The following is a 26,082-nucleotide window of genomic DNA, read 5'->3' on the forward strand; positions in this document are numbered from 1 at the left end:
CGCGTGGGCCCAGCGGTGCGCGCGGCCCCCCGGCGGCCCAATCACCGAGGGGCCCCCCTGCAGCCGGCCGGGGCGCCCTCGTTGTGAACCACCAGTGGCAGAGCCTGCTGTTTTCAGCCGGCGCCGCGCACTGCCAGGGTCAGCGCCAGCACGCTCAGGATCACGGCGATGGTGCCGTCGAGCACACGCCAGGTGGACTGCTTGGTGAACAACGGCGCCAGCAGGCGGGCCCCCAGGCCCTGTGCGGTCAGCCAGATACCGCTGGCCGTGACCACGCCGGCAGCAAAGGCCATGCGCGACTCACCAAAGTTGTCGGCGATCGAGCCGATCACCATCATGTCCAGCCAGAAGTGCGGGTTGATGATCGAGAAGCCTGCTGCTGCCAGCAGCGCGGTGCGCAGCGATTGCTCGGCATTGTCGTCCAACTGCATGCCGCCACCGCCGGACATCGCCCGCCGCGCCGACTGCAGTGCATACCAGCCCAGAAACGCCACGCCGCCCCACAGCAGCACCGTGGTCAGCCACGGCATCTGCTCGGTCAACGTGCGCAGCCCGGCCACGCTGGCCAGGATGAAGACCGCGTCGATGGCAAAACAGGTGGCGATGATCGGGATGACGTGCTGGCGCATGATGCCCTGGCGCAGGATGAACGCACTCTGCGCTCCCACGATGGCAAACAAACCGATGCCGATGCCGGCACCACTGAGCCAGGCGCTACCGGCGGCCTGTGCGGAAACAACGGAAAACATGGGGGAACTGCCTTTACTTGGGGGAGGGCCGCTGCAGGAATGTCCGCCGCAGCGGCGGGATGCGGCAATTGTCGCAGCGCAACATTGAAAAGTAGAGCTAAACTTCGTTAACCATCCTTAGCAAAACTTAAGACATGCGTATTGACCATTCACAGCTGCGTGCCCTGGCGGCGGTCATCCGCGAAGGCAGCTTCGAGCGCGCCGCGCTGTCATTGAATGTCACCGCCTCGGCCATCTCGCAGCGGATCAAGGCGCTGGAAGACCGCGTGGGCAAGCTGCTGGTCAAGCGCAGCATTCCCACCGAGGCCACGCCCGAGGGCCAGGTGCTGGTGCAACTGGCCGAACAGACCGCCCTGCTGGAGCGGGACGCCTTCGAGCGCATCGGCCTGAGCGACGCCGAGCTGAGCCGGGCCAGCATCGCCGTGGCCGTCAACCACGACAGCATGGAAACCTGGTTCCCTGAAGCCGTGCAGACCTTTTCTCAGACCACCAGCACCACGCTGGACCTGCACACCGAAGACCAGGACCACACCGTGGCCCTGCTGCGCCAGGGCGCGGTGCTGGGCGCGGTGACCACGCTGTCCGAGCCGGTGCAGGGCTGTCAGATCCACGCCCTGGGCAGCATCCGCTACGCGGCCACCTGCACCCCCGAATTCCACGCGCGCTACTTTTCCAAAGGGGTGAACGCGCAATCACTGGCGCAGGCGCCCGTGCTGGTCTTCAACCGCAAGGACGACCTGCAGGCCCGCTACGCGCGGCGTTTGGCCGACATCACCCAGCCATTGAATGCCCCGACCTGGTGGATTCCCTCCACCCGCGCCTTTGTCCACGCCAACCTGGGCGGCCTGGGCTGGACCATGAACCCGCTGCCATTGGTACGCCGCCACCTGGAAAGCGGCCGCTTGGTCTATGTGAAAGCCCGCGCCTGGGAGGACGTGCCGCTGTACTGGCAGCACTGGAAGGGCGAGGTCAAAACCATGGCGTTGCTGACCCGCGCCATCCTGCAGGCCTCGACCATGCTGGTGCGCAGCCGCAAGTAAGTACATGACGATGCTGCGCTGCAAGTTTCCCCAAAGGACACTGCCGGAGCAGCACCAGCAAGCCGATGCTCGGCTGATCCAACGCGATCACCCGACCGGAGCTGCCGCATGTCGATCACCCGATCCATCCCCGCCCTGGCTGCAGGGTTTCTCGGCACCGTTGCCGCCCCACTGGCCCTGGCCGCCGCGTTGCTGACGCCCGGCACGGCAGGCGCGCTCGATTGCGGCGGCAACAATGGCTATACCTGCACCGGCACCGCCACCCAATATGCCGGCGGCTTCAACCCCGGCGTTGGCCAGGGTGGTTTTGGCGGCGGCAGTTGCACTGCAACCCGAACGCCGGTGGTGTTCATCCCCGGCAACGGCGACAGCGCCATCAGCTTCGACATGCCGGCAGGCGCGGTCAGCGGCTATACCACACCACCGCGCTCGATCTATGCCGAACTCAAGGCCGCCGGCTACAACGATTGCGAACTGTTTGGCATCACCTACCTCAGCGCCAGCGAGCGCGCCGCACCCCAGTACAACTACCACGCGCCGTCGCGCTATCAGGTCATCAAGACATTCATCGACAAAGTGAAGGCATACACCGGCAAAAGCCAGGTGGACCTGGTGACGCATTCACTGGGTTCCACGATGGCGCTGGCCACGATCAAGTACCACGGCTACCAGGGCAGCGTGCGGCGCTTCGTCAATATCGCCGGGGGCTGCGCGGGCTGCAGACCTGCCGCAGCACCGGCTACCAATCGACACTGGCAACGACCTGCAACGCCGAGGCCTATGTCTTCCCGTATGACTACTACACCTTCGGCCTGTACCCGAGCACTGGCGTTGCCTACTACGGCTACAACCGCTGGACCGGCAGTGGCAGCGGCAGCCTGCGCACGTTCCCGGCCACCTACACCGGCATCGGCTTCTATACGATCACCGCCGGCCTGCGCGACCAGGTGCACTGCTTCACCACCAGCTACAGCAGCGGCTGCAGCGATGGCGCGCTGTTCAACAGCGCCGCCAATGTTCGTGCACAGGTGGATATCGGTGCAGGCAGCAGTGCCTACAGCTTCGACTGGGACTGGAGCGATGGCGCTCCGTACAACCTGGGCGGTGGCGACACCAGCAGCGGCGTGGGCCACTTCCGTTCCAAGAACAACGCCGGCTTGATCGTGCGCAACATGCTCACCAGCGACTGCACCAGCAACTGTGGCGCCGGCTACAGCGGCGTACATGGCCCGGTGGTCAACCGCTGAGCAATGGTTCAATCGAAATACAGGGCCAAGCCGACGCCGCCTTGCCAATCGATGGTTTCCTCATCCAGCCCGCGCAGGAAAGAGGCATCCAGTTGCAGGCGCGGCGTAGCCATCCAGGTCACGCCGGCGCCGGCCGCACGCATGTACTGCACGCCGGTGCCATAGCCGCCTTCGACATAGGCGGACACATTCTCGCCCAGGGCAAACCCATAGCTGGGCGAGAACAACCAGCCCTTGCCGCTGTCACCCCATTGCCGGTCGACATACAAGGCCAGGCTGGTGTCGCCGGACAGGGCCCACGCCGCGGTAACGCCAAGATCGTAGTCATCGCCGCCATCCCCCAGCGGCGCGCTTCCCCACGGCAGCGTTGCGCCACCTTTGAACGCCAGCGAGAACCGATCACCGTGCAGCGCCGGCGCCCACTTCACCGCAATGTTGCCATCGCCGCCTCCGCTGTCACGCGTGTTGATGCCCGCACCACGCACGCGCAGGCTGCTCCAGGTGTCGGCACCGAGCTGGATCTCGACGGTTTCAGACACGCCCAGGCGCAACAGCGTGGCGGCGGTCCATGCGGTGGTGGTGATGCCATCACTGCGATCGCGACTGCCGTCGGGCAAACCCTGCTCCCAGGCAAAGACCCCTTTGCCCACCGTACGGGTGGAAAAACCGATACCGGGACGGTCGTACTCAGGCGCTTCAGCGGCCCATGCAGGCAGGCTGATCAAGCCGAGGAACAGAAATGTCACGGGCTGAGGATTCATGAAGGAATCCTCCCATGGGCGTGTGCAGCAGCCGTGTGAAGTGGCCGCCTGCTTTGCTCTGCGGCTTGCCACGCGCGGTAAGTTGGCTTTGGCCTTTGCTCTTGCTGCTGGCTTCCCTTCTCCCGCAATGAGCGGGAGAAGGTGCCCGAAGGGCGGATGAGGGCCGCCTTCCGCTCTTGCCCTACCCTCCAACCCACCGCCCCTCAGCCAAGCACAAACATCTTCAGCCGTTGCTCAACGCGTAATCCAGCGCACCGACCACCGCCGCCACCTGCGCATCGTTGCACTGCTGCGGTGTGGCTTTCGGGCTGTCCGGATACACCTCGGTCGTGGTGGTGTAACGCGCGCCACTCACGCTGGCACACAGCCCCAGGGCCTTGAGCGGATATTCGATCACCCCGGGCGCAACCACCGGCGAACCAATGATTTCCCCGCGTGCGTCGGCCGGCGCAATGTGGGTGACCTTGGCCACCTCCGCATTGACCGCCTGCTGGAACGCAGGCTGGCGGTTCTCGCTGTCATCCACCAGATAGAAACCATCGGGAATTTCGCCCGGCTCGAAAGGCTTGCCGTCGCGGGCGGCAAGTGCCGGGCGGAACTCGGTTTCGTCGGTATCGGTGGTCTCGTGCAGGTCGATATGCATCACGATGCGGCCTTTCAGCGGCACCACCAATGCCATCAACGCCGCCGATTCCGGCGCGGGGCTGTCGGTCACGAACGAACGGTTCGGGTCCAGCGCCAAGGCGTTCCAACGCTGGATGCGCTCGTAACCCCACGGGCTCACGCAGGGCACCACCAACAGATTGCAACGGCCTGCGTACTCGGCGGCCCGTTGATCAAGGAACTGCAGAGCACCCTGCACGCCGCTGGTTTCGTAGCCGTGCACGCCACCTGTCACCAACATCACCGGCAAGGCATCGTCCCAGTTGCGACTGCGCACGGCAAGCAACGGGTAGCGGCCGGAGGGATAGTCCAGTTCGCCGTATTGAGAAACATCAAAGCGTTCACGCAGTGCGTCGATCTTCGACACCACTTCATCTGCATGGCTGCGCTGCACCACCTGGCGCTGCAGCCACTGCGTGCGCTCCGGCGCCCCCCAGGGCTGGCCCGGTGTGCCTACGGGATAGAAAGCAGCAGCAGTGTTCATACAGTTCCTCACTGAGTTGACGGTCAGGCGCGCACTCTACACCCAAGCTGACGCGCCTACCGTTGGGCCGAACTCGCGCTCCGGAAATGTACCGCCCCCGCTTCAGTGACGAAAATGCATCACGCCGCAACGACAAAGGCCCCTTTCGGGGCCTTTGCAATTCCACGGCCAAGGCAGGCTCAGGCCTTGCCTTGAAGCATCGCCGCGATCTCCGCGTCCTTCTGCACCCACAGGCTGTTCATCCACTGCTGGAACTGCGCGCGATAGGTGCGGTCGTCCTGGTAATTGCCGCCCATCAGCTCGGCGGGAATCGGCAGCTTGCGCACCAGCACTTTCACCTCAGGCAGACGGTTCGCCATCAAGTCGATCATCGACGGAATGCCCTTGGGGTAGACGATGGTCACATCCAGCAAGGCATGCAGCCCCTTGCCCATCGCGTCCAGCACGAAGGCCACGCCACCGGACTTTGGCTTGAGCAGGTGCATGAAGGGTGAGTTTTGCCCGTCATGCTTTTCCGGCGTGAAGCGCGTGCCTTCGACAAAATTCATCACCGCCACCGGAATGCTGCTGAACTTCTCGCAGGCCTTGCGGGTAACTTCCATGTCTCGGCGGCCCAGTTCGGGGTTCTTTGCAATCTGCTTGCGCGTGTAGCGGCCCATGAAGGGGAAGTCCAGCGCCCACCAGGCCAGGCCCAGCACCGGCACCCAGAACAACGAGCGCTTCAGGAAAAAACGCAGCAGCGGAATGCGGCGGTTGAACACCTTCTGCAGCACCAGGATGTCCACCCAGCTCTGATGGTTGGCCAACACCAGGTAATGCCCATTGCGATCAAGGTCGGCAAGCCCGTTGACCTCGAAGCGGGTGCGGGTGAACAGGTGGATCATGGTGCTGTTGACGCTGATCCAGCTCTCGGCCAAACCCGTCAGCAACGGGTTGCAGGCCCGACGCACCACCTGAAACGGCAGCACGGCCTTCACCAGAGCAACCACGAACAACGGCAGGCAATGCACCAACGTGTTGATGGCAATCAACGGCAGAACCAGGGCAACACGCAACCACACCATAAAAAACACCGGGCATCAGTCCGAAAGGAGGACAGGGTAGCAAACGCCGGGGACGCGGTAACCGATGAATCCCCGTGGCAGGCGGAAATTGGCCGGCACCGGATTCGGCCTCCTTGAGCACAGGACAGGGACGGCAAAACCTCCGACCCGCTGACCGCCGGGAGCGGTCTGCCCGGGCACTGCAGGAACAGGGGAAGAGCGGACACAACCGCCCGTTGCCCTGCCCCTGCCCTCACCGCACCGCCTCTCCGCACAGTCTCTTCCTGCCCACGCCCCTTCGACACCTGTCCGGAAACGACAAAGGCCGCCTTGCGGCGGCCTTTGTCCTGGCACTGGCGGTCAGCCCGCTCAGCCCATCATGTGGTAGTTCATGTTCCACATGACCCACAGCGTGCCCAGCACGATGATGCCGATCACCACCAGGGTGAACATGCCGGCATTGACGTTCCAGCGCTGTGCCGAGGAACGGTCCAGGTGCAGGAAGAACACCAAGTGCACCAGCAGCTGCAGGATGCCTGCAACCACGATCACCGCGCCGGTGGCAAAGCTGGACAGGCCACCGCTCATCACCACCCAGAACGGGATGATGGTGAGCACCGCAGCCAGCACGAAGCCGATCAGGTAGGACTTGACGCTGCCGTGGCTCTCGCCGCCGGCACCGTGTGCATGATTGTCATGTGCGGACATTACATAGCTCCCGACAGGTAGACGACAGAGAACACGCCGATCCAGACCAGATCCAGGAAGTGCCAGAACAGGCTCAGGCACGCCATGCGGGTCTTGTTGCGCGGGGTCAGGCCGTCACGCTTGAGCTGGATGAACATCACCAGCAGCCACAGCATGCCAGCACTCACGTGCAGGCCGTGGGTACCAACCAGGGCAAAGAACGCCGACAGGAAGGCACTCTCGCCGGGGCCATTACCCTGGTGGATCAGGTGATTGAACTCCCAGATTTCCATGCTCATGAAGCCCAGGCCCAGCAGCCAGGTGATGGCCAGCCAGAAGAACATCTGGCCCTGCTTGGCCTGGTGCATGGCGATCATGCCCAGGCCAAAGGTCAGCGAGGACACCAGCAGCAGCGCGGTTTCCCAGGCAACGAAGGACAGGTCGAACAGTTCCTTCGCGGCCGGGCCACCGTTGGTGCCGCCGGACAGCACCACATAGGTGACGAACAGGGTGGCGAAGATGAGCAGATCGCTCATCAGGTACACCCAGAAACCGAAGATGGTGTTCTCGCCGGTGTCGTGATGCTCGTGATGGTCATCGCCATGGCCCGCAGCGTGAGCTGCGGCGCCGTGGGTCATCGTGTGGGCGTTGGTGCTCATGCCTTCACCTCGTTCTTCACCAGGCCCTGGGCAACCAGGTGCTTGTGGTGTTCATTCTCGATACGTTCGACTTCAGCGGCCGGCACCCAGTAATCCACGTCCTTGTCGAAGGTGCGGTAGATGAAGGTACCGATCATGCCGACCAGGCCGACGATGGCCAGCCACCAGATGTGCCAGACCATCGCAAAGCCCAGCACCAGGCTGAAGGCGCCGATGACAACACCCGTGCCGGTGTTCCTCGGCATGTGGATGTCGCTGTACTTGGCCGGACGGGGCCATGCCTCGCCACGCTGCTTGCGCTGCCAGAAATCGTCCAGCTCCTCGCCCTTGGGCAGGACGGCGAAGTTGTAGAACTGCACCGGGGAAGCGGTTTCCCATTCCAGGGTACGGGCATCCCACGGATCGCCGGTCAGGTCGACGTTCTTCTTGCGGTCGCGGATGGACACGGCGATCTGGATCACCTGGCACAGGATGCCCAGGGCAATGATCGCGGCACCGACGGCGGCCACCACGAAGTACGGCTGGTAGTCCATGTTCGGGTAGCTCTGCATACGACGCGTAGCACCCATGAAGCCCAGTGCGTACAGCGGCATGAAGGCCACGTAGAAGCCGATGAACCAGCCCCAGAACGCGCGCTTGCCCCAGGTTTCGTCAAGCTTGAAGCCGAACATCTTCGGCCACCAGTAGGTGATGCCGGCGAACATGCCGAACACCACGCCGCCAATGATGACGTTGTGGAAGTGGGCAATCAGGAACAGCGAGTTGTGCAGCACGAAGTCGATGGCCGGGATCGCCAGCATCACGCCGGTCATGCCGCCGATGACGAAGGTGATCATGAAGCCGATCGTCCACAACACCGGCGAGGTGAAGTGCACGCGGCCGCGGTACATCGTGAACAGCCAGTTGAAGATCTTCACGCCCGTAGGGATCGAGATGATCATCGTCGTGATGCCGAAGAAGGCATTGACGTTGGCACCGGAGCCCATGGTGAAGAAGTGGTGCAGCCACACCAGGAACGACAGCACACCAATGGCACAGGTGGCGTAGACCATGCCCTTGTAACCGAACAGGGTCTTGCGCGAGAACGTGGCGATCACTTCGGAGAACACACCAAATGCCGGCAGCACCAGGATGTAGACCTCCGGGTGGCCCCAGATCCAGATCAGGTTGATGTACAGCATGGCGTTGCCGCCGCTGTCATTGGTGAAGAAGTGCATGCCCAGGTAACGGTCCAGGGTCAGCAGCACCAGGGTGATGGTCAGCACCGGGAAAGCGGCGATGATCAGCACGTTGGTCACCAGTGCAGTCCAGCTGAACACCGGCATCTTCATCAGCGGCATACCCGGGGTACGCATCTTGAGGATGGTGATGAAGAAGTTGATGCCGCTCAGCGTGGTACCCAGGCCAGACACCTGCAGTGCCCAGATGTAGTAATCCATGCCGACGCTTGGACTGTATTCCAGCCCGGACAACGGCGGGAACGCCAGCCAGCCGGTCGCCGCGAACTCACCGATCCACAGCGAGATCATCATTAGGCCGCAGCCTGCGACGAACAGCCAGAAGCTCAGCGAGTTCAGGAACGGGAAGGCAACGTCGCGCGCGCCGATCTGCAGCGGCACCACCAGGTTCATCAAACCCGTGATCAGCGGCATGGCCACGAAGAAGATCATGATCACGCCGTGCGCGGTGAAGATCTGGTCGTAGTGGTGCGGCGGCAGGTAGCCCTCCGCACCGCCGGCGGCCACGGCCTGCTGGGCACGCATCATGATGGCATCGGAGAAGCCGCGCAGCAGCATCACGAACGCCACGATCAGGTACATGACACCGATCTTCTTGTGGTCCACCGAGGTGAACCACTCCTTCCACAGGTAGCCCCACAGCTTGAACTTGGTAATGGCGGCAACAACGGCCAGGCCACCCAGGATCGCGCCGATCAGCGTGGTGAGCACGATGGGATCGTGCGGCAGTGAATCAAGAGAGAGTTTTCCAAGCATCGTCATTCTCCCGAGGGACCGTGGCCGGCATGCGCGGCTTCGGCTGGCTCGTTTGCATTGTGACCGGCGTGACCAGCAGCAGCGGCACCATGACCGTCGTGGCCCATGGCGTCGTGATCCATGGCTTCATGGTTCATCGCGCCGTGGCCCGTGGCGTCGTGCGACATCGCCTTGTCATGCTTCATGCCGAAGTGGTGGCTCTCGCCCATGTGCTTGGCCATGATCGCGTCGAACAGGCCTGCCTCGGTGCTGCCGTAGTAGGTCACCGGGTAGTAGTCATGGTTCTTTTCAGCGGCCAGCTCGTCAAAGGACTTCTGGTCCATTGCCTTGGCATCGCCACGCACCTTGGCCAGCCATGCCTGGTATTCCTCATTGCTCACGGCGTGGGCGAGGAAGTGCATCTTGCTGAAGCCGGCACCGCTGTAATGCGAGGAACGGCCTTCATAGCTGCCTGCCTCATCGGCGATCAGGTGCAGCTTGGTTTCCATGCCGGCCATCGAGTAGATCATGCTGCCCAGATGCGGAATGAAGAACGCGTTCATCACCGAATCGGCGGTGAGCTTGAAGTTCAGTGGCGTGTTGACCGGGAAGGTCAGCTCGTTGACCACGGCGATGTTCTCTTCCGGGTAGACGAACAGCCACTTCCAGTCCAGCGAGATCGCCTCGATCTGCACCGGCTTGGCGTCCGACTCCAGTGGCTTGTACGGATCAAGCGCGTGCGAGGAGCGCCAGGTCAGCACGGCCAGCACCAGAATGATCATGCACGGGATCGACCAGACCACCACTTCAATGGCGGTGGAGTGCGACCACTCGGGCTCATAACGGGCCTTGGTATTGGATGCGCGGTACTTCCACGCGAACACCAGTGTCATCACGATCACCGGGATGACGACCAGCAGCATCAGCACCGTGCAGGTGATCAGCAGCGTGAGTTCGTCCCGGGCGATCTGGCCTTTGGGGTCAAACAAGGCCCAGTCGCAGCCCGTCATCATGACGGCCATGGCAACAATAAGGCCCGGGCGCAGCAGGCGCCCAAGGGTTTTCAACGGAATCATCGGTCGATCCAATTGCGAGGGAGTAACTGCCCCCGGCAGTCCCGTGCGCGCTTGCGCGGATGTGCGCCCGGAGATTGCCTCCAGGGGAACGCGAGCATGGGAGTGTCGGATTCAGCGCCGCAATTTTAGGCCTTCACGCAACACTTAAGATAGGCATTGACAATGATTTCGCGCAGGAAACCGCCCCCCGGACATGCGACATGTTGTCGCACCTGCGGCCCACTGTCGCAGCCCCGACTGTTGCAAGTCACCAGCAGCCGCGCAGGCGACGTAGCAGGATCGGCAAAGTCAAGCCGCCTTGCCCTCGACCATCGCGGACGACACTTCCGGCCCCCAAGGTCGCCGAATCCATGCAACAGCCGGCACCTTCGCAACCAGGGGGCGCCATGGTAAATCAGTTGCCCGCATCGGTGAAATACGATCACCGGGCGAACTCCACGACATCGGTTAATGGATGTGAGTCAGCAAATAACATCCGATGTAAGAGACTCAAAAAGCCTCAAATCTTGCTCCGGTACCAGGAGAGCCAATGAGACCCGGCAAGCTCCCATCGATTCCCGCCCCCGCGCCGGCATCGTTTCGTTTACTGCACGCGGCTCGCCCAATTGGGATGCTGATGATTTCCCTGCAGGCGGCGACAGGATGTTCCGCCATGAGTGACGTCGATCCCCCCTCCTCCACGTTCCGCTTCCAGCAGTCGGCTGCAGATGCAAGAACGCAACTGGCGCAGTGGGCACCGATCGGGGCACCGCTGGCAGAAGCAACCGGCGCCCTTTCGGCGCAGGGCTTCACCTGCAACCCGACCGAACCCTCATCGCAGGACCTGCAATCCTCCACCTTGTGCCTCACCGCGACACCGGCCGAGCCCGCACCAGCGCAACGCACCACCGCATCGCCCACGCCGGTCAACTGGTTCGTCACGCTCGACTCCAGGGACGGCAGCAGCGTCAGCGCTGTACAGGTTGCGCGCACGCCCAGGGACATAGGAGGCTGACATGCCCGACGGCAGGCAGCGCGAAGCTACCCGCACCGCTACACCGGACAGCATTGCAGGGAATTGCATTGCATGCATATCCACTGCAGGTTCCGCCCACAGAAAAGGCCCGCACAAGGCGGGCCTGATCTGGTGCCGGAAATAGGAATCGAACCTACGACCTACGCATTACGAATGCGCCGCTCTACCAACTGAGCTATTCCGGCGAGCCGCAGATTGTAGGCAATTGTGAACGCCGTGGTCAAGCCATGGCCTTGGCCGGCCGCAACAGGCCTTTTCTGGCCGGCAAGCATAGGCCCGGCGATGCCCCGGCCTGCCGATTCAGCGCCGCAGCCGCTGCATCGCTGCCAGCCGATAGACCTGCAGCCGTGTGTGCACCATCGGATCACCGGCAAAGGCAATGCCTGGCGGCAGCGCAGCCGGATCGAACACCAGCCGCCGCTGCGCGGCCTGGCGCGGAGCCACCCGCTCCAGCCACAGATGGCCCAGTGTCACGCCGGGCAACGACGGATTCCAGGCTGCACTCAGGTCGCCCGGGTCCACGCCTTCGGGAACCGGGGTAAAGCGCATCGCCAATACCGCCGCGGTCTCGGACAGTTCATGGCGCAGGCGCTTGTCCAGGCAATCCGGGCCATCCAACGGATCAAGCACCGCATGGGAACCGGCGGCATGAATGCTCAACCGCCCGACCTGCGCCTGCCCGTCTGCGGCAGTCAACCGATACGGGTGCAGCATGTGGTAATCCAACGCGGTGAAGCTGCGCGCCGGGGCTTGCCGACGCAATGCCTCAAAACGGTTCAACAGAGGGCATTCCGTCAATGGTGCGGGATCGCCCGCCGCGCCGCGCTGGCCTGCACTCAGCGCCTGCAACACTGCCAGAAACTGCTCAGGGCTGGCCGCCGGAAACCCTTCAATGGAATGCCCGACCAGCGTCATCGCCTTGCCGCCGCCGATGCGCAGGGCCAAGCCGCGCGGCTCGGCCAATGGGCTGCGCTGATCGATAAGGCTGTCCGCGCCGGAGCTTGAAAAGCGCGCCAGCACCCGCTGTTCCTTCCCGGAAAAAATTTCCGCCAGGCACCACTGCGACGCAGCAGGCGTCGCGCGGAAGCGCCCTTCCACGACAATGCCACGGGCATGGTTGACCCGTTCGCGACCATTTCCCTGCGCGCCCGCGTGCAACGCCTCAAGCAGCGCCCGGGCCATCTCCAGTTCCATTGTTGCGCTCCTGCGATATCGCCAGGCAATCGCGGCAAACGCCCTACCGTGCGAGCCTAGGATGCAAGGCGATGTGCTTGTACTCCACGAAGTCTTCAAGGGCGGCAAGGCCGTTCAAGCGCCCCAGCCCGGATTGCTTGAAGCCGCCTTCTTCGGTGCCATCAAACACCTGCGCCCAGTCGTTGATCCACACCGAGCCGGCATCGATGGCCTGCGCCACGCGCAATGCGCGATCCATGTCGCGCGTCCAGATGCTGGCCGCCAAGCCATAGGGGTTGTCGTTTGCCAGGCCGATGGCCTGGGCTTCATCGGTGAAGCGCTGCAAGGTCAGCACCGGGCCAAACGTCTCCTGCTGGATGATGTCCAGGCCGTTGTCGAACACCTCCAGCAGCGCCGGCCGGAAGAACGCGCCCCGCGCCAGTACGCCATGACCAACCGCTCCGCCCCGCTCCACCACCCGTGCCCCGGCCGCAATGGCGGCCTCCACCACCTGCTCCACGCGCTCGACGTTGTCGCGATCGATCAAGGGGCCCATGTCACTGTTCGGATCACAGGCCGGCCCGACATTGACCGCACGCAGCCGCGCTGCCATGCGCTCGCGCAGGGTGTCGTAGATGCCCTGCTGCACCAGCAACCGCGCACCTGTCATGCAGAACTGGCCCGCGAACACCGTCAGCGCCTTCTCCAGTACCGGCAAGGCGGCTTCCAGATCGGCATCGTCAAACACGATCATCGGCGTCTTGCCGCCCAGCTCCATGCCAAACCGCTTGAGATGTCGCGCGCCCACGGCGGAAATCGCGCGGCCGGTGCGCGTGGAGCCGGTGAAGCTGACCACCGGCACCTGTGGCGCGTCGATCAGATAGGCGGAACCTTCGGGGCCAGACTCGAAGAACAGGTTGATCACCCCGGGCGGAAGCTCGTCCACCTCGGCCATAATGTTGGCCATGAGGCTGGCGGTCTGTGCCACCTGCGCAGGCAGTTTGATCACCACCGTGCAACCGGCCGCCAGCGCCGGCGCCAGTGAGCGGATGGTCAACACCACCGGCGAATTCCACGGCGCGATGACCGCAGCCACTCCCATCGGCTGGCGCAGCAGCATCGAGATGCGACCAGGCTTGGGACGCAGTGCGCGCCCAGCCTCCGTCATTGCGCACGCACCGGCGTAGCGCAGCTTGCTGGGCACCATGTCCAGCTCAAACGCCGCTTCGCGCATGACCTTGCCGTTCTCCAGCGAGAGCATCTGCTGCAGCCGGCTGCGATTGCGTTCAAAAGCCATGGCCAGCTTTTCCAGCACACGCGCACGCAGTTCATGGTCATGCGCCCAGGCCGTCTGCTGGAACGCGGTCAACGCTGCCGCAACGGCCTCCGTCGCCACAGCAAGACCGTTGTCGGGATAACGACCGATGACCTCATAGGTCGCCGGATTGATCGATTCCTTGAGCACGCCGTCAAAGCGTGCGACGCCGTTGATCCAGTTGGCGGCGCACGGCAGATGGATAGGTGATGTTGAAATCACAGCCATGGAAGCGCTCCTGTCATTGTCTACGACGCTGTTGGCAATGCCTGCGCAATGCCACGCCCAACGCGGTCACCAGCGCCTGCACCAGCGGCGAACTGATGTTGACCACCACCGGCACGATGACCAGCGTCGAAGCCAGCACCCGCAGCGGCAACGGCCAATGCGCGAGACGATCGCCGGCCAGGCTCAACACCAGCACCACACTGGGATAGACCGCCAGCCAGATCAGCGCCGTGTGTTTGAGCCGCTCGATGATGGCCGCGCGCAGCGTCACCTCAACCGTCCCGCATCCACTGGCTGATGCGCTCGGCCAACATGATGACTGTCGGGTTGGTTGCCACGCAGGGCACGTCGGGGAAGGAAGAGGCATCGGCAATCCGCAGACCATCGATGCCACGCACCCGCCCTTGATAATCCGTCACCGCATGCCGGTCGTGTGCACCGCCCATCGGTGCGGTGGAGGTGGGGTGATGGTAGATATCCAGGGCCGCTGGAAGTGCGGATTCGAGAGCGTCGTAGCCATTCGCCGCCACTCCCGGAACCATCTCTTCGGCAATGATCCCTGCCAACGGTCCCTGCCGTGCGATGCGTCGGATCAATTCGATTCCTTCCACCATCACGCGCCGGTCGCGCACGTCGGCAAGCAGATTCAAGTCGATGCGCGGTGCAACGGCCGGGGCGCGCGAACGCAGCGTCACTGTTCCCAACGAGCGCGGCCGGGTCAGCGCCAGCGCCAGGATGAAGATGGCGCCCGTTGGCGAGCTGGCCGGGTCGCCGTAATGCACGGCCGAGACATGCAGGTCGCCAACGCCCAGCGCCGCCTGCGAAGATTGCGCCCACAGTATCGCGCCCACTGGCGGCAACGGCAGGCCCAGTTTCTGCGGGTGCGCGGCCCAGGTTGTGTAAAAGAACGGATGCTCCTGCAGGCGCTGCCCCACCGGCAGGTCGGCCACCACTTCGATATCAAGCGCCCGCAGGTCCGCCGCCGGCCCGATGCCCGAGCGCAGCAGGATGGCCGGCGTGCCGTAGGCGCCCGCGCACAGCACGATTTCCCTTGCCGCAACGCGTTGACCATCGGCGAGCCGTACTGCCACGGCCCGGCGGTGATCGATCTCAACGCGATCCACCAGTTGCTGTGCACGAATGGTCAGATTTGGCCGCGCGCGGACTTCCGATGAAAGATAGGTCATGCCGGTATTGAGCCGCACGCCCATGCGGTTGTTCATGGGATACGCGCCCACACCGAAGGGCTGTGCGCCGTTGAAATCACGCACGTGCGTAAAGCCGGCCTGCACGGCCGAGGCGATGAATGCGCGTTGCATGTCCGAGATTTCATCGTCCTGCAGGTAGTGGATCGGCCACGGCCCGCTGCGCCCATGCACCGCGTCGTCGCCATGCACGGTGCGTTCACTTCTCTGGAAAAACGGCAGTACGTCCGAGGCTTCCCAATGTTCAAGCCCGGCCTTGGCCCAGCGTGCGAAGTCGCCGGCTGGCGCGCGCATCGCCACACCGGCGTTGATGGCCGACGAACCGCCCAGCACCTTGCCTCGTGGCAGCGGCAGGCACACGTCGTTCCGACCTGGCTCGGCGGCATAACCCCAGTCATGCGCGGCGTCGCCGCCGATGATGTGCTGCAGGCGTACCGGGTCCGGATACGCGTCCGGCGCATAGGAAGGGCCTGCTTCCAGCAACAACACGCGTCGATGCGGATCTTCACTCAAGCGCGCCGCCATCACCGCACCTGCCGAGCCCGCACCCACCACGATGCAGTCAACTTCAAGCCCGTGCAGCTCCTGCCCCGGTTGCGATGTCTGCCCAGTACCCATCCGCTCGCCCTCGCTGATGCGCCGTTGCAACGGGGCACTGTTCGCCTGCCGAAACAGGTACACCGCCCGTGCCTGCCGTAATCCATGGTTGATTACCTGCGCGTTTGACGGAAGAGGTTTTGCAGTCCGAACATTGCCGACAGAATGTCGAACCCTCTGACATCGTTTGAATCGCTCAGTGGCCTTGTCGCATTCGCCACCGCGGTGGAGGCGCGCGGCTTTTCAGCCGCAAGCCGTCAGCTTGGCCTGTCGGCATCGGCCGTTGGCAAAGCGATAGACCGGCTGGAACTGCGCCTTGGCGCACGCCTGCTCAACCGCACAACGCACGCGCTGTCGCTGACCGGCGAAGGTGAAGTGCTCTATCGGCACGCGGTGAACATCATCAGGAACCTGCACGAAGCCGAGCGCGAGCTGCATCTGCTGGAACGCACGCCGCGCGGCCCGCTGAAGGTCAGCCTGCCCACCGTGATAGGCCGGCGGATCGTGTTGCCGGCCATGGTTGATTTCCAGCAACGCTTTCCAGAGGTGATGGTCAGCCTCACCCTTGAGGATCGGCGGCCGGACCTGGTCGAGGAAGGCTACGACGTGGCGTTGTGGCTGGGCGAACTGAAAGACTGCGGTCTGCAGGCACGACGATTGGGCCCGCTTGGGCTCATCACGTTCGCCGCCCCCAACTACCTGCGCAAACGAGGCATCCCCGCTACGCCGGCCGACCTCCTCAGGCACTGTTGCATCCACTATCGCCAGCCGTGCAGCGGGCGCGTGGAGGCTTGGCTGTTCAAAGGCAACGCGCCTTTCAGGTCACCGATGGCGGCGACCATCCTCAACGACGAAGAAGCCATCGCCGCCGCTGCGCTTGCGGAGTTGGGCATCGCCCAGGCGCCGGCTTACCTGGTGCAGGAAGAGATCGCCGCAGGCCGCCTGCAGCAAGTATTGCAGAACCATGCAATGGAACGTGGCAGCGTTGCCCTGGTCTGGCCGCAGATGTTCGGCCAGGTTCCCCGCATCCGTGCCTTCATCGACTTCATCGCCGCACGCCTCTGCGCGCAGCTTTATCCGCCGTCCAATCCGAAGGAATAGACAGCGCGGGTCAATCGACCAGGCGCAGGCGCAGTTCCTTGGGCAGTGCGAACACCATCGATTCGGGCTCGCCATCCAGTTCGGAAAGCCCATCGGCCCCCAGCTCGCGCAGCCGTGCGATGACGCCATCCACCAGCACCTGCGGCGCGGACGCGCCTGCGGTCAGGCCGATATGCTGCTTGCCGGCCACCCATTCGGGCTTGATTTCGTGGGCGCCGTCGATCAGGTACGACTCCACGCCTTCGCGACGGGCCAACTCAGCCAGCCGGTTGGAATTGGAGCTGTTCGGCGAACCGACCACCAGCACCAGATCGCAACGCTGCGCCAGGTCGCGCACCGCGTCCTGGCGGTTCTGCGTGGCATAGCAGATGTCGTCGTTCTTCGGGCCCTGGATGGCCGGGAAGTGCTTGCGCAATGCTTCGATCACCGCGCGCGTGTCATCCACCGACAGCGTGGTCTGCGTGGTGTAGGCGAAGTTCTCCGGCTGGCTGACCTGCAACGCCTGCACGTCCTCCACGCTCTCCACCAGATAGATGTGGCCCTGGCCCTTTTCGCGGCTCCACTGGCCCATGGTGCCTTCCACTTCCGGGTGGCCTTCGTGGCCGATCAGCACCACGTCGCGGCCGGCACGGCAATGGCGCGCCACTTCCAGATGCACCTTGGTCACCAGCGGGCAGGTCGCGTCGAAGACCTTCAGGCCACGACGGTCGGCTTCTGCACGCACCGCCTGGGAAACACCATGCGCGCTGAAGATGACGGTGTTGCCGTCCGGCACTTCGTCCAGTTCCTCGACGAAGATGGCGCCGCGCGCTTTCAGGTCATCCACCACGAAACGGTTGTGCACCACTTCATGACGCACGTAGATCGGTGCGCCAAGCGTCTCGATCGCACGCTTGACGATCTCGATGGCACGGTCAACACCGGCGCAGAAGCCACGGGGATTGGCGAGCAGTACATCCATCAGTCAGACAGTCCAGCCGGCACACGCCGGTCATGCAGAAACAAGTGGGTGGATTATCCGGCCTTTTTGCCGGATTTTCCGTCAAACAAACCGAACACTGCGATACCAATGGCGCCGGCAACAATCGCCGAGTCCGCCAGGTTGAACGACGGCCAGTAGTTGTCACCGACATACCACTGGATGAAGTCCACCACATGGCCGTGGATCTGGCGGTCGATGACGTTGCCGATGGCACCGCCGATCACCAGCGCATACGGCAGTGCCGCCCGCCAGTTGCCGCGCGCCGTCTGCGACAGCCACCACGCCATCAGGCCGCTGATTGCCACGGCCAGAAAAGTGAAGAACCACAACTGCCAGCCGCCGGCATCACTGAGGAAGCTGAATGCGGCACCTGTGTTGTAGGTGCGGTACCAGTTCCAGAAACCATCGATCACCGGCACCGCCGTGAACTCGGGCAGGCTGCTCAGCACCCACGCCTTGCTCCACTGGTCCAGGCCGATCACCACTGCCGAAAGCAGCAACCAGATCAACGCATTGGGTTTAACGGCTTTGGCCTGCATGGAATACACCCGTAAAAATTCACCTGAAGAGGTGCAGGCATGAAACCCGTGCCCGCACCTCACCTTTGCCTACCCTCGCCGGCCTTAGAACCAGCGACGGTCCTCGCCCGCACCATCGATGTTGTTGACGCAGCGGCCACACAACTCCGGATGCGCAGCCACTGAGCCAACGTCGGCGCGGTAGTGCCAGCAGCGCACGCACTTGGCCTTTTCGGTCGGCTGGGCGCTGACGAACACCTCATCGGTAGTCGCCGGGCGCACGTTCACATCGCCACTGATGAACAGGAAGCGCATTTCCTCGGCCAGCGGCTGCCAGCGCGCGGCCTGCTCCTCATTCGCAGCGACGGTGATCTCCGCCTCCAACGCCGCACCGATGGCGCCATTGGCACGCATCGGCTCCAGCACCTTGGACACCTGCTCGCGCAGCGCCAGCAACTGGTCGAAATCCGCCGCATTGAGTTGCGCGTCGGCCGGCAGCGGTGCCAGACCGTCGTACCAGGTGGTGAACAACACGTTGTCGGCACGCTTGCCCGGCAGGTAACCCCACAGCTCTTCGGCGGTGAAGGTCAGGATCGGCGCCACCCAGCGCACGAATGCCTCGGCGATGTGGAACATCGCACTCTGCGCCGAGCGACGCCCGCGCGAGTTCTCCGGCATCGTATACAGGCGGTCCTTGGTCACATCCAGATACAACGAGCCAAGGTCAACGCTGCAGAAGTTCAGCAGCAGCTGCACGATCTCGGCCATGTTGTAGTTGGCGTAGGCCGCCTTGATCTTCTCCTGCAGCTCAAACGCGCGGTGCACGATCCACGCATCCAGCGCGACCATGTCCTTCAGCGGCAGCAGGTGCTGGCCCGGATCGAAACCATCCAGGTTGCCCAGCAGGAAGCGCGCGGTGTTGCGCAGGCGGCGGTAGGCATCGGCATTGCGCTTGAGGATTTCCTGCGACAGCGACATCTCGTTGCTGTAGTCGGCCGAGGCGATCCACAGGCGCAGAATGTCCGCGCCCAGCTTGTTCATGATGTCCTGCGGCTCGATGCCGTTGCCCAGCGACTTGGACATCTTGCGGCCGTGCTCGTCCACGGTGAAACCGTGGGTCAGGCACTGCTTGTACGGGGCGGCCTTGTCGATCGCCACGCCGGTCAGCAGCGAGGACTGGAACCAGCCACGGTGCTGGTCCGAACCTTCCAGGTACAAATCGGCCGGCTTGCCGAACCCGCGTGCCAACAGCACGCCTTCATGGGTGACGCCCGAGTCGAACCAGACATCGAGGATGTCGGTGACCTTCTCGTACTGCGCGGCCTCATCGCCCAGCAGTTCGGCCGCATCCAGCGAATACCAGACGTCGATGCCGCCCTGCTCCACACGGTCGGCCACCTGCTGCATCAGCTCAACGGTGCGCGGGTGCAGCTCGCCGGTTTCGCGATGCATGAACAATGCAATCGGCACGCCCCAGGTACGCTGGCGCGAGATCGTCCAGTCCGGACGGCCCTCGACCATGCTGGCGATGCGCGCCTTGCCCCAGCTCGGGAACCAGCCCACGGTGTCGATGGCCTTCATCGCATCGCTGCGCAGGCCGGCCTTGTCCATCGAGATGAACCACTGCGGCGTGGCACGGAACACCAGCGGGGTCTTCTTGTGTCGCCAGCAATGCGGGTAGCTGTGCTGGATTTCGACAAAGGCCAGCAACGCGCCGCTGTCACGCAGCGCGTCGATGATCAGCGGCTGCGCCTTCCAGATATGCAGCCCGGCCAGCGTCAGTGCGCCCGCCGCCGGCGTCGACGGCAGATACACGCCGGCACCGTCGATGGGATTGATCTGCCCAGCGTTGTACTGCTCCAGCAGACCGTAGGCGGCACTGACCGCGTAGTCCTCCTGGCCATGACCGGGCGCGGTATGCACCGCACCCGTGCCGTCGGCATCGGACACATGCTCGCCGTTGAGCAGCGGGATATCGCGTTCGGCATAGAACGGATGGGCCAGCAACTGCCGGTCCAGCGCCGAACCCGGCGCACGCCCATGCACGACCACCTCGGCAATGCCGTAGCGCGCCAGTGACCGCTCGGCCAGCGCGGCAGCCAACACCAGCCAGCGCGGCTGGCCGTTGTGCGCCGGGCCTTCGACCAGCACGTATTCGATCTCCGCACCCAGCGACACCGCCAGCGAGGCCGGCAGCGTCCACGGTGTGGTGGTCCAGATCGGCACCGCGACTTCCACGCCGGCCGGCAGCGTCACACCAAAGCTGGCAGCCAGCTGTTTGGAGTCACGTGCGGCGTAAGCCACGTCGATGGCCGGCGAGGTCTTGTCCTGGTATTCGATCTCGGCTTCGGCCAGCGCCGAGCCGCAGTCGAAGCACCAGTACACCGGCTTGGCGCCGCGCACCAGGTGGCCATTGGCGACCACCTTGGCCAGCGCGCGGATCTCGTTGGCCTCGAAGTCGAAGCTCAGCGTCTTGTACGGGTTGTCCCAATCGCCAATCACGCCCAGGCGCTTGAAATCGCGGCGCTGGATGTCGATCTGCTCTTCGGCATATTCACGGCACTTCTGGCGGAACTGCTCGGCATCCAGCTTGGTGCCGACCTTGCCCCACTTCTTTTCGACCGCGATCTCGATCGGCAGGCCATGGCAGTCCCAGCCCGGCACATACGGCGCATCAAAGCCCGCCAGGTAACGCGACTTGACGATGATGTCCTTGAGGATCTTGTTGACCGCATGGCCCAGGTGGATCTGGCCATTGGCATACGGCGGGCCGTCGTGCAGCACGAACAACGGGCGTCCCTTCGCGTTCTCGCGAAGCTGCGCGTAAATGCCCTGCTCTTCCCAGCGCGCCAGGATGCCCGGCTCGCGCTTGGGCAGGTCGCCGCGCATCGGGAATTCCGTTGCCGGCAGGTGGAGAGTGGCTTTGTAGTCCTGGCTCACGCGGTGGCTCGCAATCTGTGTTCGGAAAGGATGCGACGCGCCTGTTCGGCGTCGCGGTGCATCTGCTCGGTCAGCGCCGGCAGATCGTTGAACTTTTCTTCGTCGCGCAACTTGGCAACGAATTCCACTTCGATGTGGCGACCGTACAGGTCACCCTGGAAATCGAACAAGTGGGCTTCCAGCAGCGGCTCCACGCCCTGCACGGTCGGGCGCGTGCCAAAGCTGGACACCGACGGCCACGGCTGCTCGAAAACACCGTGCACCCACGTGGCGTAGATACCAGAAAGTGCGGGGGTTTTCGGGAAACGCAAGTTGGCGGTCGGGAAGCCCAGCGTGCGCCCCAGCTGCTGCCCACGCACCACCCGGCCGCCAATGGCGTACGGGCGCCCCAGCAGGTCGCCGGCATGGGCGAAATTGCCTTCGCGCAACAGTTCGCGGATCCGGGTGCTGGAAATACGCTCGCCGTTCAGGTGCACCGGCTCGATCTCCCCGGCCACGAAACCCAGCTCCGCGCCCATGGCCTGCAGCAGGGCGATGTCGCCGCCCCGGCGGTTGCCGAAATGGAACTTGGGGCCGATCCACACTTCGCGCGCACCCAGCCGGCGGACCAGCATGTCGCGCACGAAATCCTCGGCAGTGATGGCCGCCATCTTGGCGTCAAAGCGCAGCAGACCGACGCTATCCACCCCCAGCCCGCGCAGGGCGGCGACCTTGTCGCGGGCCAGCATCAGGCGCGGCGGCGGGTTGTCACGGGCAAAGAACTCGCGCGGCAGCGGCTCGAACGCCAGTGCCACGGCAGGCACCCCCAGCGCGCGGGCGCGCTCAACCGCGTGGCGCACCAGCGCCCGGTGGCCCAGGTGCAGGCCGTCGAAAGCACCAATGCAGACCACGCTTCCCTGCGGGAACAACACCCCGCCTTCAACGTCTCTAAAAAGCCTGCTCATTCAATCCGGTTGCGGCCCGTTCCGGGCCGGTTCTGTCATATGTAGCCGGGCAGTATAGCGGCGCCCGGCCTGCTATCGGCTTACTGCCCGCGCAGTTCACGCGGCCGATAACCCATCAGCAGCAAGCCTGCCGCATAGACCAGCCCGCCACTTCCGACCAGGACCGCCAGGCGCCAGGCGCGCTCCCACCACGCCCATGGCGTCCAGTCCGCCCAATGGAAGCGCAGGCCCAACACGACAACCAGCATCATCACGCTGGCCACCGCCAACTGGAGCAGAAACCGCCCCCAGCCGGGCTGCAGCTGATAGACCTGCGCCCGGCGCAGGTACCACCACAGCTGCAGGGCGTTGGCCCAGCCCGCCACCGCGATGGCCAGCGCCAGCAGGGCATGCGCCCCCTCCACCTTCTTGAGCGCAAGCACCCAGTTGCCGTCGGCCGCGGCCAACGCCGCCTGCCCCATCGGGCTGAAGGCGAACATCGCCACGAACAGCAGCACCGTGCAGACAATGTTGATGGTGATTGAGGCCAGTGCCGCCTTCACCGGGGTCCGCGTGTCCTGCCGCGAATAGAACGCCGGGGCCAGCACCTTCACCAACAGGAACGCAGGCACCGCCAAGGACTGGGCCATCAGGCTCAGGCTGCTCATCTGCATGTCGCGCTCCTTGAAATGCCCGTACTGGAACAAGGTCGCCAACAACGGCTGGGCGCAGAGCACCAGACCAATACAGGCCGGCACGCCGATCAACAGGCACAGCCGGAAGCCCCAATCCAGCCCCTTGGAATACCCCTCCGGGTCGGCACTGGCATGGCGGCTGGACAGGTGCGGCAGGATCACGGTTCCGATCGCCACGCCGAACATCCCCAGCGGGAATTCCAGCAACCTGTCGCTGTAGTAGAGCCAGGTCACACTGCCGCCCATCAGCATGGATGCGGCCAGGGTATTGAACAGCAGGTTGACCTGGGCCACCGAGGAGCCGAACAAGGTCGGCACCATCAGCTTCATGATCTTGCGGACGCCGGCATGGGCCAGATCCAGGCGGGGCCGGGGCAGCAGCCCAATGCGGGCCAGCGATGGCAACTGAAATGCCAGCTGCAGGACGCCCGCGGCGAGTACGCCCCAGGCCAATGCCAGCACCGGCTCGAAACCCCACGCCTTCATGTGCGGCACCAGCCACAGTGCCGCGGCAATCATCGAGATGTTCAGCAGAATCGGCGAGAGCGCCGGAATCGCGAACCTCTGGTAGCTGTTCAGCACCCCGGCCACGAGCGATGCCAGCGAAATGAACAAGGCGTAGGGAAAGGTGATCTGCAACATCAGCGTGGCCAGCTCGGCCTGCTCGCTGCCCGGTGTGAAGCCCGGCGCGAACACCCGCATCAACCAGGGCGCCAACAAAATGGCCAGGGCCGTCATCACCAGCAGCGAGGCCGTCAGCGCCCCGGTCACCCGGTCCACCAGCGCCTTTACGGCGGCGTGGTCGCCCTTGGCCTTGTATTCGGCCAGCACCGGCACGAAAGCCATCGAGAACGAACCTTCCGCGGACAGCCGCCGCATGAAGTTCGGGATCCTGAACGCAACCACGAATGCATCCATGGCTGCACTGGCGCCGAACACATGCGCGTAAACTTGGTCGCGCACCAGCCCGCTGATGCGGGACAGGAACGTCATGGAGCTGAAAACTGCGGTGGATTTGAGCAGACGACCGCTCATGAAACTCCCTCTTGACAACGGTACTTGACGTTCACCTGACCACCCATCATACTTGCGTGCTTGCTGTTCCCACCACACCGATTTTCAGGAAACCACCACTGTGGCCAATATCAAGTCCGCCAAGAAGCGCGCCAAGCAGACCGTTGTGCGCAACGCGCGTAACACGGCTCAGCGTTCGATGCTGCGCACCGCCGTCAAGAAGGTGATCAAGGCTCTGGACGCCAACGACGCCGCTGGCGCCGAGGCTGCCTTTGCCGTCGCCCAGCCGATCCTCGACCGTTTCAGCGCCCGCGGCCTGATTCACAAGAACAAGGCTGCGCGCCATAAGAGCCGCCTGACCGCCCGCATCAAGGCCATCAAGGCCGCCTGATACGCGCGACATTCGGAGCCGCAAGGCCCCGGCATGAAGAACCCGGCCCTGCGCCGGGTTTTTTGTTGGACGGTTTTCGGGGGAAGCGAGACAGATACCCTCCTACCCCACCTTGGCTTTGGCTTTGGCTTTGGCTTTGGCCTTGGCTTTGGCCGACCCAGAAAAGCCCGAACAACGCCCTTCTCCGGTTTACGGGACTGCAGCCCCGTTCTTGGGGGAAGGTGCCCGAAGGGCGGATGAGGGGGCCCTTGCCTTTGCTTTGGCTTCAAGCAAAAGCTTGCCCTCACCCCAACCCCTCTCCCGCAAGCGGGAGAGGGGCTTCAAGTGCGAAGCAGTGCCTGGAGCACAGCCAGAGCCAGAAACAGAAAACCCGGCCAAGGCCGGGTTTTTCTGTCTATTCACTGCCAGCCCAAACCTCACTCGCCCAGCGCGTGACGCTCCTCAGCCTCAAGAATCTTCTGCTGGTCAAAGAAGGCCATGATGTCCTTCATGATCGGCCAGGTACCTTCGCGCCCCAGCGCCGACACCAGGTACCACGGCTGCTTCCAACCCAGCTCCTGGATCACCTGCTCAGCTGCAGCCTTGGCCTCGCCCTCGAACATCAGGTCAGCCTTGTTGAGCACCAGCCAGCGCGGCTTTTCCAGCAGCTCCGGATCGTGCTTGCCCAGCTCGCGCTCGATGGCACGCACCTGCTCAATCGGCGAAATGCCCTCCACACCCCCTTCCATCGGCGAGATGTCGACAAGGTGCAACAACAGCCGGGTGCGCTGCAGATGGCGCAGGAACTGCGCCCCCAGGCCGGCACCATCGGCCGCGCCTTCGATCAGGCCCGGAATGTCGGCAATCACAAAGCTGCGGTAATTCTCGACCTTCACCACGCCCAGGTTCGGGTACAGCGTGGTGAACGGGTAATCGGCCACCTTCGGCGTTGCCGCCGAAACCGCACGGATCAGCGTGCTCTTGCCCGCGTTCGGGAAGCCCAGCAGGCCAACGTCGGCCAGCAGCTTCAACTCCAGCTTGAGCAGACGCTCCTCGCCCTCCTCACCCGGCAGCGCCTGACGCGGCGCGCGGTTGGTGGAGCTCTTGAAATGCATGTTGCCCAGGCCGCCCTTGCCGCCCTTGGCCACCAGCAGGCGATCACCGTGAACCGTCATGTCACCGATGACTTCATCGGTGGCGACGTTGATGACCACGGTCCCCACCGGCACGGTGATGACCAGATCCTCGCCACCCTTGCCATAGGCCTGCCGGCCCATGCCGTTCTCGCCGCGCTGCGCCTTGAAGATGCGGTCATGGCGGAAGTCGACCAGGGTGTTCAGGTTTTCGTCGGCGCGGATCCACACGCTGCCGCCGTTGCCGCCGTCACCACCGTCCGGCCCACCCAGGGGAATGAACTTTTCCCGGCGAAAGCCGATGCAGCCGTTACCGCCGTTGCCAGCGATGACCTGGATCTCCGCCTCGTCTACAAGTTTCATGAAATTAACGCCGGGATTAGAGAATGGGGTGAAGAGAATCGCAGAAGCAGGTACCGCCCATTATCAGCCCTGCACCCGCCTTGGCGGGATTCCAACGAAAAACCCCGCCGAAGCGGGGCTTTCGTCAG

General features: G+C 63.9%; 23 protein-coding genes and 1 tRNA gene. 5 read left to right on the forward strand and 19 right to left on the reverse strand.

What is annotated here, in order from left to right; translation table 11 throughout:
• Positions 1-113: 113 nt before the first annotated feature.
• Complete coding sequence (locus ACVOLO_RS13630) at positions 114-749, reverse strand: LysE/ArgO family amino acid transporter (protein WP_481570853.1); 636 nt, start codon at positions 747-749, stop codon at positions 114-116.
• Between the two features lie 134 nt (positions 750-883).
• On the opposite strand from ACVOLO_RS13630, the gene ACVOLO_RS13635 reads away from it, so the two are divergent.
• Positions 884-1,789 (forward strand): LysR family transcriptional regulator ArgP, encoded by a 906-nt coding sequence (locus ACVOLO_RS13635; protein ID WP_481570854.1) that lies wholly within the window; start codon positions 884-886, stop codon positions 1,787-1,789.
• Positions 1,790-2,176: 387 nt separating this feature from the next.
• Positions 2,177-2,950, forward strand: a complete 774-nt coding sequence (locus tag ACVOLO_RS13640; RefSeq protein ID WP_481570909.1) for an esterase/lipase family protein — start codon at positions 2,177-2,179, stop codon at positions 2,948-2,950.
• A gap of 94 nt (positions 2,951-3,044) precedes the next feature.
• Here ACVOLO_RS13640 and ACVOLO_RS13645 read toward each other — a convergent pair whose 3' ends face one another.
• The 7 genes from ACVOLO_RS13645 to cyoA all read right to left on the reverse strand — a co-directional run bounded on the left by ACVOLO_RS13645 (position 3,045) and on the right by cyoA (position 10,382).
• Positions 3,045-3,797: a transporter gene (locus ACVOLO_RS13645; RefSeq protein WP_481570855.1), complete on the reverse strand. Its 753-nt coding sequence runs from the start codon at positions 3,795-3,797 to the stop codon at positions 3,045-3,047.
• A gap of 223 nt (positions 3,798-4,020) precedes the next feature.
• On the reverse strand, positions 4,021-4,944 hold the full coding sequence (locus ACVOLO_RS13650) for a M14 family metallopeptidase (RefSeq protein ID WP_481570856.1): 924 nt from the start codon (positions 4,942-4,944) through the stop codon (positions 4,021-4,023).
• A 179-nt stretch (positions 4,945-5,123) separates the two neighbouring features.
• On the reverse strand, positions 5,124-6,008 hold the full coding sequence (locus ACVOLO_RS13655; RefSeq protein WP_481570857.1) for an acyltransferase: 885 nt from the start codon (positions 6,006-6,008) through the stop codon (positions 5,124-5,126).
• Between the two features lie 348 nt (positions 6,009-6,356).
• Complete coding sequence (gene cyoD, locus ACVOLO_RS13660; protein ID WP_481570858.1) at positions 6,357-6,695, reverse strand: cytochrome o ubiquinol oxidase subunit IV; 339 nt, start codon at positions 6,693-6,695, stop codon at positions 6,357-6,359.
• A complete protein-coding gene (gene cyoC, locus ACVOLO_RS13665; RefSeq protein ID WP_481570859.1) occupies positions 6,695-7,333 on the reverse strand; it encodes a cytochrome o ubiquinol oxidase subunit III in 639 nt (212 codons plus the stop codon). Before cyoC ends, cyoD begins: the two co-directional genes overlap by 1 nt.
• A complete protein-coding gene (cyoB, locus tag ACVOLO_RS13670; protein WP_481570860.1) occupies positions 7,330-9,327 on the reverse strand; it encodes a cytochrome o ubiquinol oxidase subunit I in 1,998 nt (665 codons plus the stop codon). The genes cyoC and cyoB overlap by 4 nt, the downstream gene beginning before the upstream one ends.
• A gap of 2 nt (positions 9,328-9,329) precedes the next feature.
• Positions 9,330-10,382 carry a ubiquinol oxidase subunit II gene (gene cyoA, locus ACVOLO_RS13675; RefSeq protein WP_481570861.1) on the reverse strand — a complete coding sequence of 351 codons (1,053 nt, stop codon included), beginning with the start codon at positions 10,380-10,382 and terminating at the stop codon, positions 9,330-9,332.
• Positions 10,383-11,034: 652 nt separating this feature from the next.
• On the opposite strand from cyoA, the gene ACVOLO_RS13680 reads away from it, so the two are divergent.
• Positions 11,035-11,376, forward strand: a complete 342-nt coding sequence (locus ACVOLO_RS13680) for a hypothetical protein (RefSeq protein WP_481570862.1) — start codon at positions 11,035-11,037, stop codon at positions 11,374-11,376.
• A gap of 130 nt (positions 11,377-11,506) precedes the next feature.
• Here the strand turns inward: ACVOLO_RS13680 and ACVOLO_RS13685 are convergent.
• The 5 genes from ACVOLO_RS13685 to ACVOLO_RS13705 all read right to left on the reverse strand — a co-directional run bounded on the left by ACVOLO_RS13685 (position 11,507) and on the right by ACVOLO_RS13705 (position 15,999).
• Positions 11,507-11,582: transfer RNA gene (locus tag ACVOLO_RS13685), tRNA-Thr, on the reverse strand.
• Positions 11,583-11,697: 115 nt separating this feature from the next.
• Positions 11,698-12,591: a catalase gene (locus ACVOLO_RS13690; RefSeq protein WP_481570863.1), complete on the reverse strand. Its 894-nt coding sequence runs from the start codon at positions 12,589-12,591 to the stop codon at positions 11,698-11,700.
• 43 nt (positions 12,592-12,634) lie between these two features.
• On the reverse strand, positions 12,635-14,113 hold the full coding sequence (locus ACVOLO_RS13695; RefSeq protein ID WP_481570864.1) for an aldehyde dehydrogenase family protein: 1,479 nt from the start codon (positions 14,111-14,113) through the stop codon (positions 12,635-12,637).
• Between the two features lie 13 nt (positions 14,114-14,126).
• The gene (locus ACVOLO_RS13700) at positions 14,127-14,384 is read right to left on the reverse strand and encodes a hypothetical protein (RefSeq protein ID WP_481570865.1); all 258 of its coding nucleotides are present in this window, start codon (positions 14,382-14,384) and stop codon (positions 14,127-14,129) included.
• A gap of 1 nt (position 14,385) precedes the next feature.
• Positions 14,386-15,999 (reverse strand): GMC family oxidoreductase, encoded by a 1,614-nt coding sequence (locus tag ACVOLO_RS13705; protein WP_481570866.1) that lies wholly within the window; start codon positions 15,997-15,999, stop codon positions 14,386-14,388.
• A gap of 81 nt (positions 16,000-16,080) precedes the next feature.
• On the opposite strand from ACVOLO_RS13705, the gene ACVOLO_RS13710 reads away from it, so the two are divergent.
• Positions 16,081-17,016 (forward strand): LysR family transcriptional regulator, encoded by a 936-nt coding sequence (locus ACVOLO_RS13710; RefSeq protein WP_481570867.1) that lies wholly within the window; start codon positions 16,081-16,083, stop codon positions 17,014-17,016.
• Positions 17,017-17,026: 10 nt separating this feature from the next.
• On the opposite strand, the gene ispH is transcribed toward ACVOLO_RS13710, so the two are convergent.
• The 5 genes from ispH to murJ form a co-directional block, all read right to left on the reverse strand.
• Positions 17,027-17,977 (reverse strand): 4-hydroxy-3-methylbut-2-enyl diphosphate reductase, encoded by a 951-nt coding sequence (ispH, locus tag ACVOLO_RS13715; RefSeq protein WP_481570868.1) that lies wholly within the window; start codon positions 17,975-17,977, stop codon positions 17,027-17,029.
• A 53-nt stretch (positions 17,978-18,030) separates the two neighbouring features.
• Positions 18,031-18,537 (reverse strand): signal peptidase II, encoded by a 507-nt coding sequence (gene lspA, locus ACVOLO_RS13720; RefSeq protein ID WP_481570869.1) that lies wholly within the window; start codon positions 18,535-18,537, stop codon positions 18,031-18,033.
• A gap of 84 nt (positions 18,538-18,621) precedes the next feature.
• Positions 18,622-21,456 carry an isoleucine--tRNA ligase gene (ileS, locus tag ACVOLO_RS13725; protein ID WP_481570870.1) on the reverse strand — a complete coding sequence of 945 codons (2,835 nt, stop codon included), beginning with the start codon at positions 21,454-21,456 and terminating at the stop codon, positions 18,622-18,624.
• Complete coding sequence (locus ACVOLO_RS13730; RefSeq protein WP_481570871.1) at positions 21,453-22,400, reverse strand: bifunctional riboflavin kinase/FAD synthetase; 948 nt, start codon at positions 22,398-22,400, stop codon at positions 21,453-21,455. Before ACVOLO_RS13730 ends, ileS begins: the two co-directional genes overlap by 4 nt.
• Before the next feature lie 80 nt (positions 22,401-22,480).
• A complete protein-coding gene (murJ, locus tag ACVOLO_RS13735; protein ID WP_481570872.1) occupies positions 22,481-24,109 on the reverse strand; it encodes a murein biosynthesis integral membrane protein MurJ in 1,629 nt (542 codons plus the stop codon).
• A gap of 100 nt (positions 24,110-24,209) precedes the next feature.
• Between murJ and rpsT the strand changes: the two genes are divergently transcribed.
• Complete coding sequence (gene rpsT / locus ACVOLO_RS13740) at positions 24,210-24,479, forward strand: 30S ribosomal protein S20 (protein ID WP_057629708.1); 270 nt, start codon at positions 24,210-24,212, stop codon at positions 24,477-24,479.
• 416 nt (positions 24,480-24,895) lie between these two features.
• Here the strand turns inward: rpsT and obgE are convergent, their stop codons facing one another.
• Positions 24,896-25,954, reverse strand: coding sequence for a GTPase ObgE (gene obgE / locus ACVOLO_RS13745; RefSeq protein ID WP_481570873.1), 1,059 nt, complete (start codon positions 25,952-25,954; stop codon positions 24,896-24,898).
• Positions 25,955-26,082: the final 128 nt, after the last annotated feature.

The sequence above is a fragment of the Stenotrophomonas sp. STEN056 genome (assembly GCF_056759635.1).

What these genes read in the sequence shown, in the direction of transcription:
- ACVOLO_RS13630 (WP_481570853.1), bottom strand. Translation starts at nt 749, where the DNA reads ATGTTTTCCGTTGTTTCCGCACAGGCCGCCGGTAGCGCCTGGCTCAGT.
- ACVOLO_RS13635 (WP_481570854.1), top strand. Translation starts at nt 884, where the DNA reads ATGCGTATTGACCATTCACAGCTGCGTGCCCTGGCGGCGGTCATCCGC.
- ACVOLO_RS13640 (WP_481570909.1), top strand. Translation starts at nt 2,177, where the DNA reads ATGCCGGCAGGCGCGGTCAGCGGCTATACCACACCACCGCGCTCGATC.
- ACVOLO_RS13645 (WP_481570855.1), bottom strand. Translation starts at nt 3,797, where the DNA reads ATGAATCCTCAGCCCGTGACATTTCTGTTCCTCGGCTTGATCAGCCTG.
- ACVOLO_RS13650 (WP_481570856.1), bottom strand. Translation starts at nt 4,944, where the DNA reads ATGAACACTGCTGCTGCTTTCTATCCCGTAGGCACACCGGGCCAGCCC.
- ACVOLO_RS13655 (WP_481570857.1), bottom strand. Translation starts at nt 6,008, where the DNA reads ATGGTGTGGTTGCGTGTTGCCCTGGTTCTGCCGTTGATTGCCATCAAC.
- cyoD (WP_481570858.1), bottom strand. Translation starts at nt 6,695, where the DNA reads ATGTCCGCACATGACAATCATGCACACGGTGCCGGCGGCGAGAGCCAC.
- cyoC (WP_481570859.1), bottom strand. Translation starts at nt 7,333, where the DNA reads ATGAGCACCAACGCCCACACGATGACCCACGGCGCCGCAGCTCACGCT.
- cyoB (WP_481570860.1), bottom strand. Translation starts at nt 9,327, where the DNA reads ATGCTTGGAAAACTCTCTCTTGATTCACTGCCGCACGATCCCATCGTG.
- cyoA (WP_481570861.1), bottom strand. Translation starts at nt 10,382, where the DNA reads ATGATTCCGTTGAAAACCCTTGGGCGCCTGCTGCGCCCGGGCCTTATT.
- ACVOLO_RS13680 (WP_481570862.1), top strand. Translation starts at nt 11,035, where the DNA reads ATGAGTGACGTCGATCCCCCCTCCTCCACGTTCCGCTTCCAGCAGTCG.
- ACVOLO_RS13690 (WP_481570863.1), bottom strand. Translation starts at nt 12,591, where the DNA reads ATGGAACTGGAGATGGCCCGGGCGCTGCTTGAGGCGTTGCACGCGGGC.
- ACVOLO_RS13695 (WP_481570864.1), bottom strand. Translation starts at nt 14,113, where the DNA reads ATGGCTGTGATTTCAACATCACCTATCCATCTGCCGTGCGCCGCCAAC.
- ACVOLO_RS13710 (WP_481570867.1), top strand. Translation starts at nt 16,081, where the DNA reads ATGTCGAACCCTCTGACATCGTTTGAATCGCTCAGTGGCCTTGTCGCA.
- ispH (WP_481570868.1), bottom strand. Translation starts at nt 17,977, where the DNA reads ATGGATGTACTGCTCGCCAATCCCCGTGGCTTCTGCGCCGGTGTTGAC.
- lspA (WP_481570869.1), bottom strand. Translation starts at nt 18,537, where the DNA reads ATGCAGGCCAAAGCCGTTAAACCCAATGCGTTGATCTGGTTGCTGCTT.
- ACVOLO_RS13730 (WP_481570871.1), bottom strand. Translation starts at nt 22,400, where the DNA reads ATGAGCAGGCTTTTTAGAGACGTTGAAGGCGGGGTGTTGTTCCCGCAG.
- murJ (WP_481570872.1), bottom strand. Translation starts at nt 24,109, where the DNA reads ATGAGCGGTCGTCTGCTCAAATCCACCGCAGTTTTCAGCTCCATGACG.
- obgE (WP_481570873.1), bottom strand. Translation starts at nt 25,954, where the DNA reads ATGAAACTTGTAGACGAGGCGGAGATCCAGGTCATCGCTGGCAACGGC.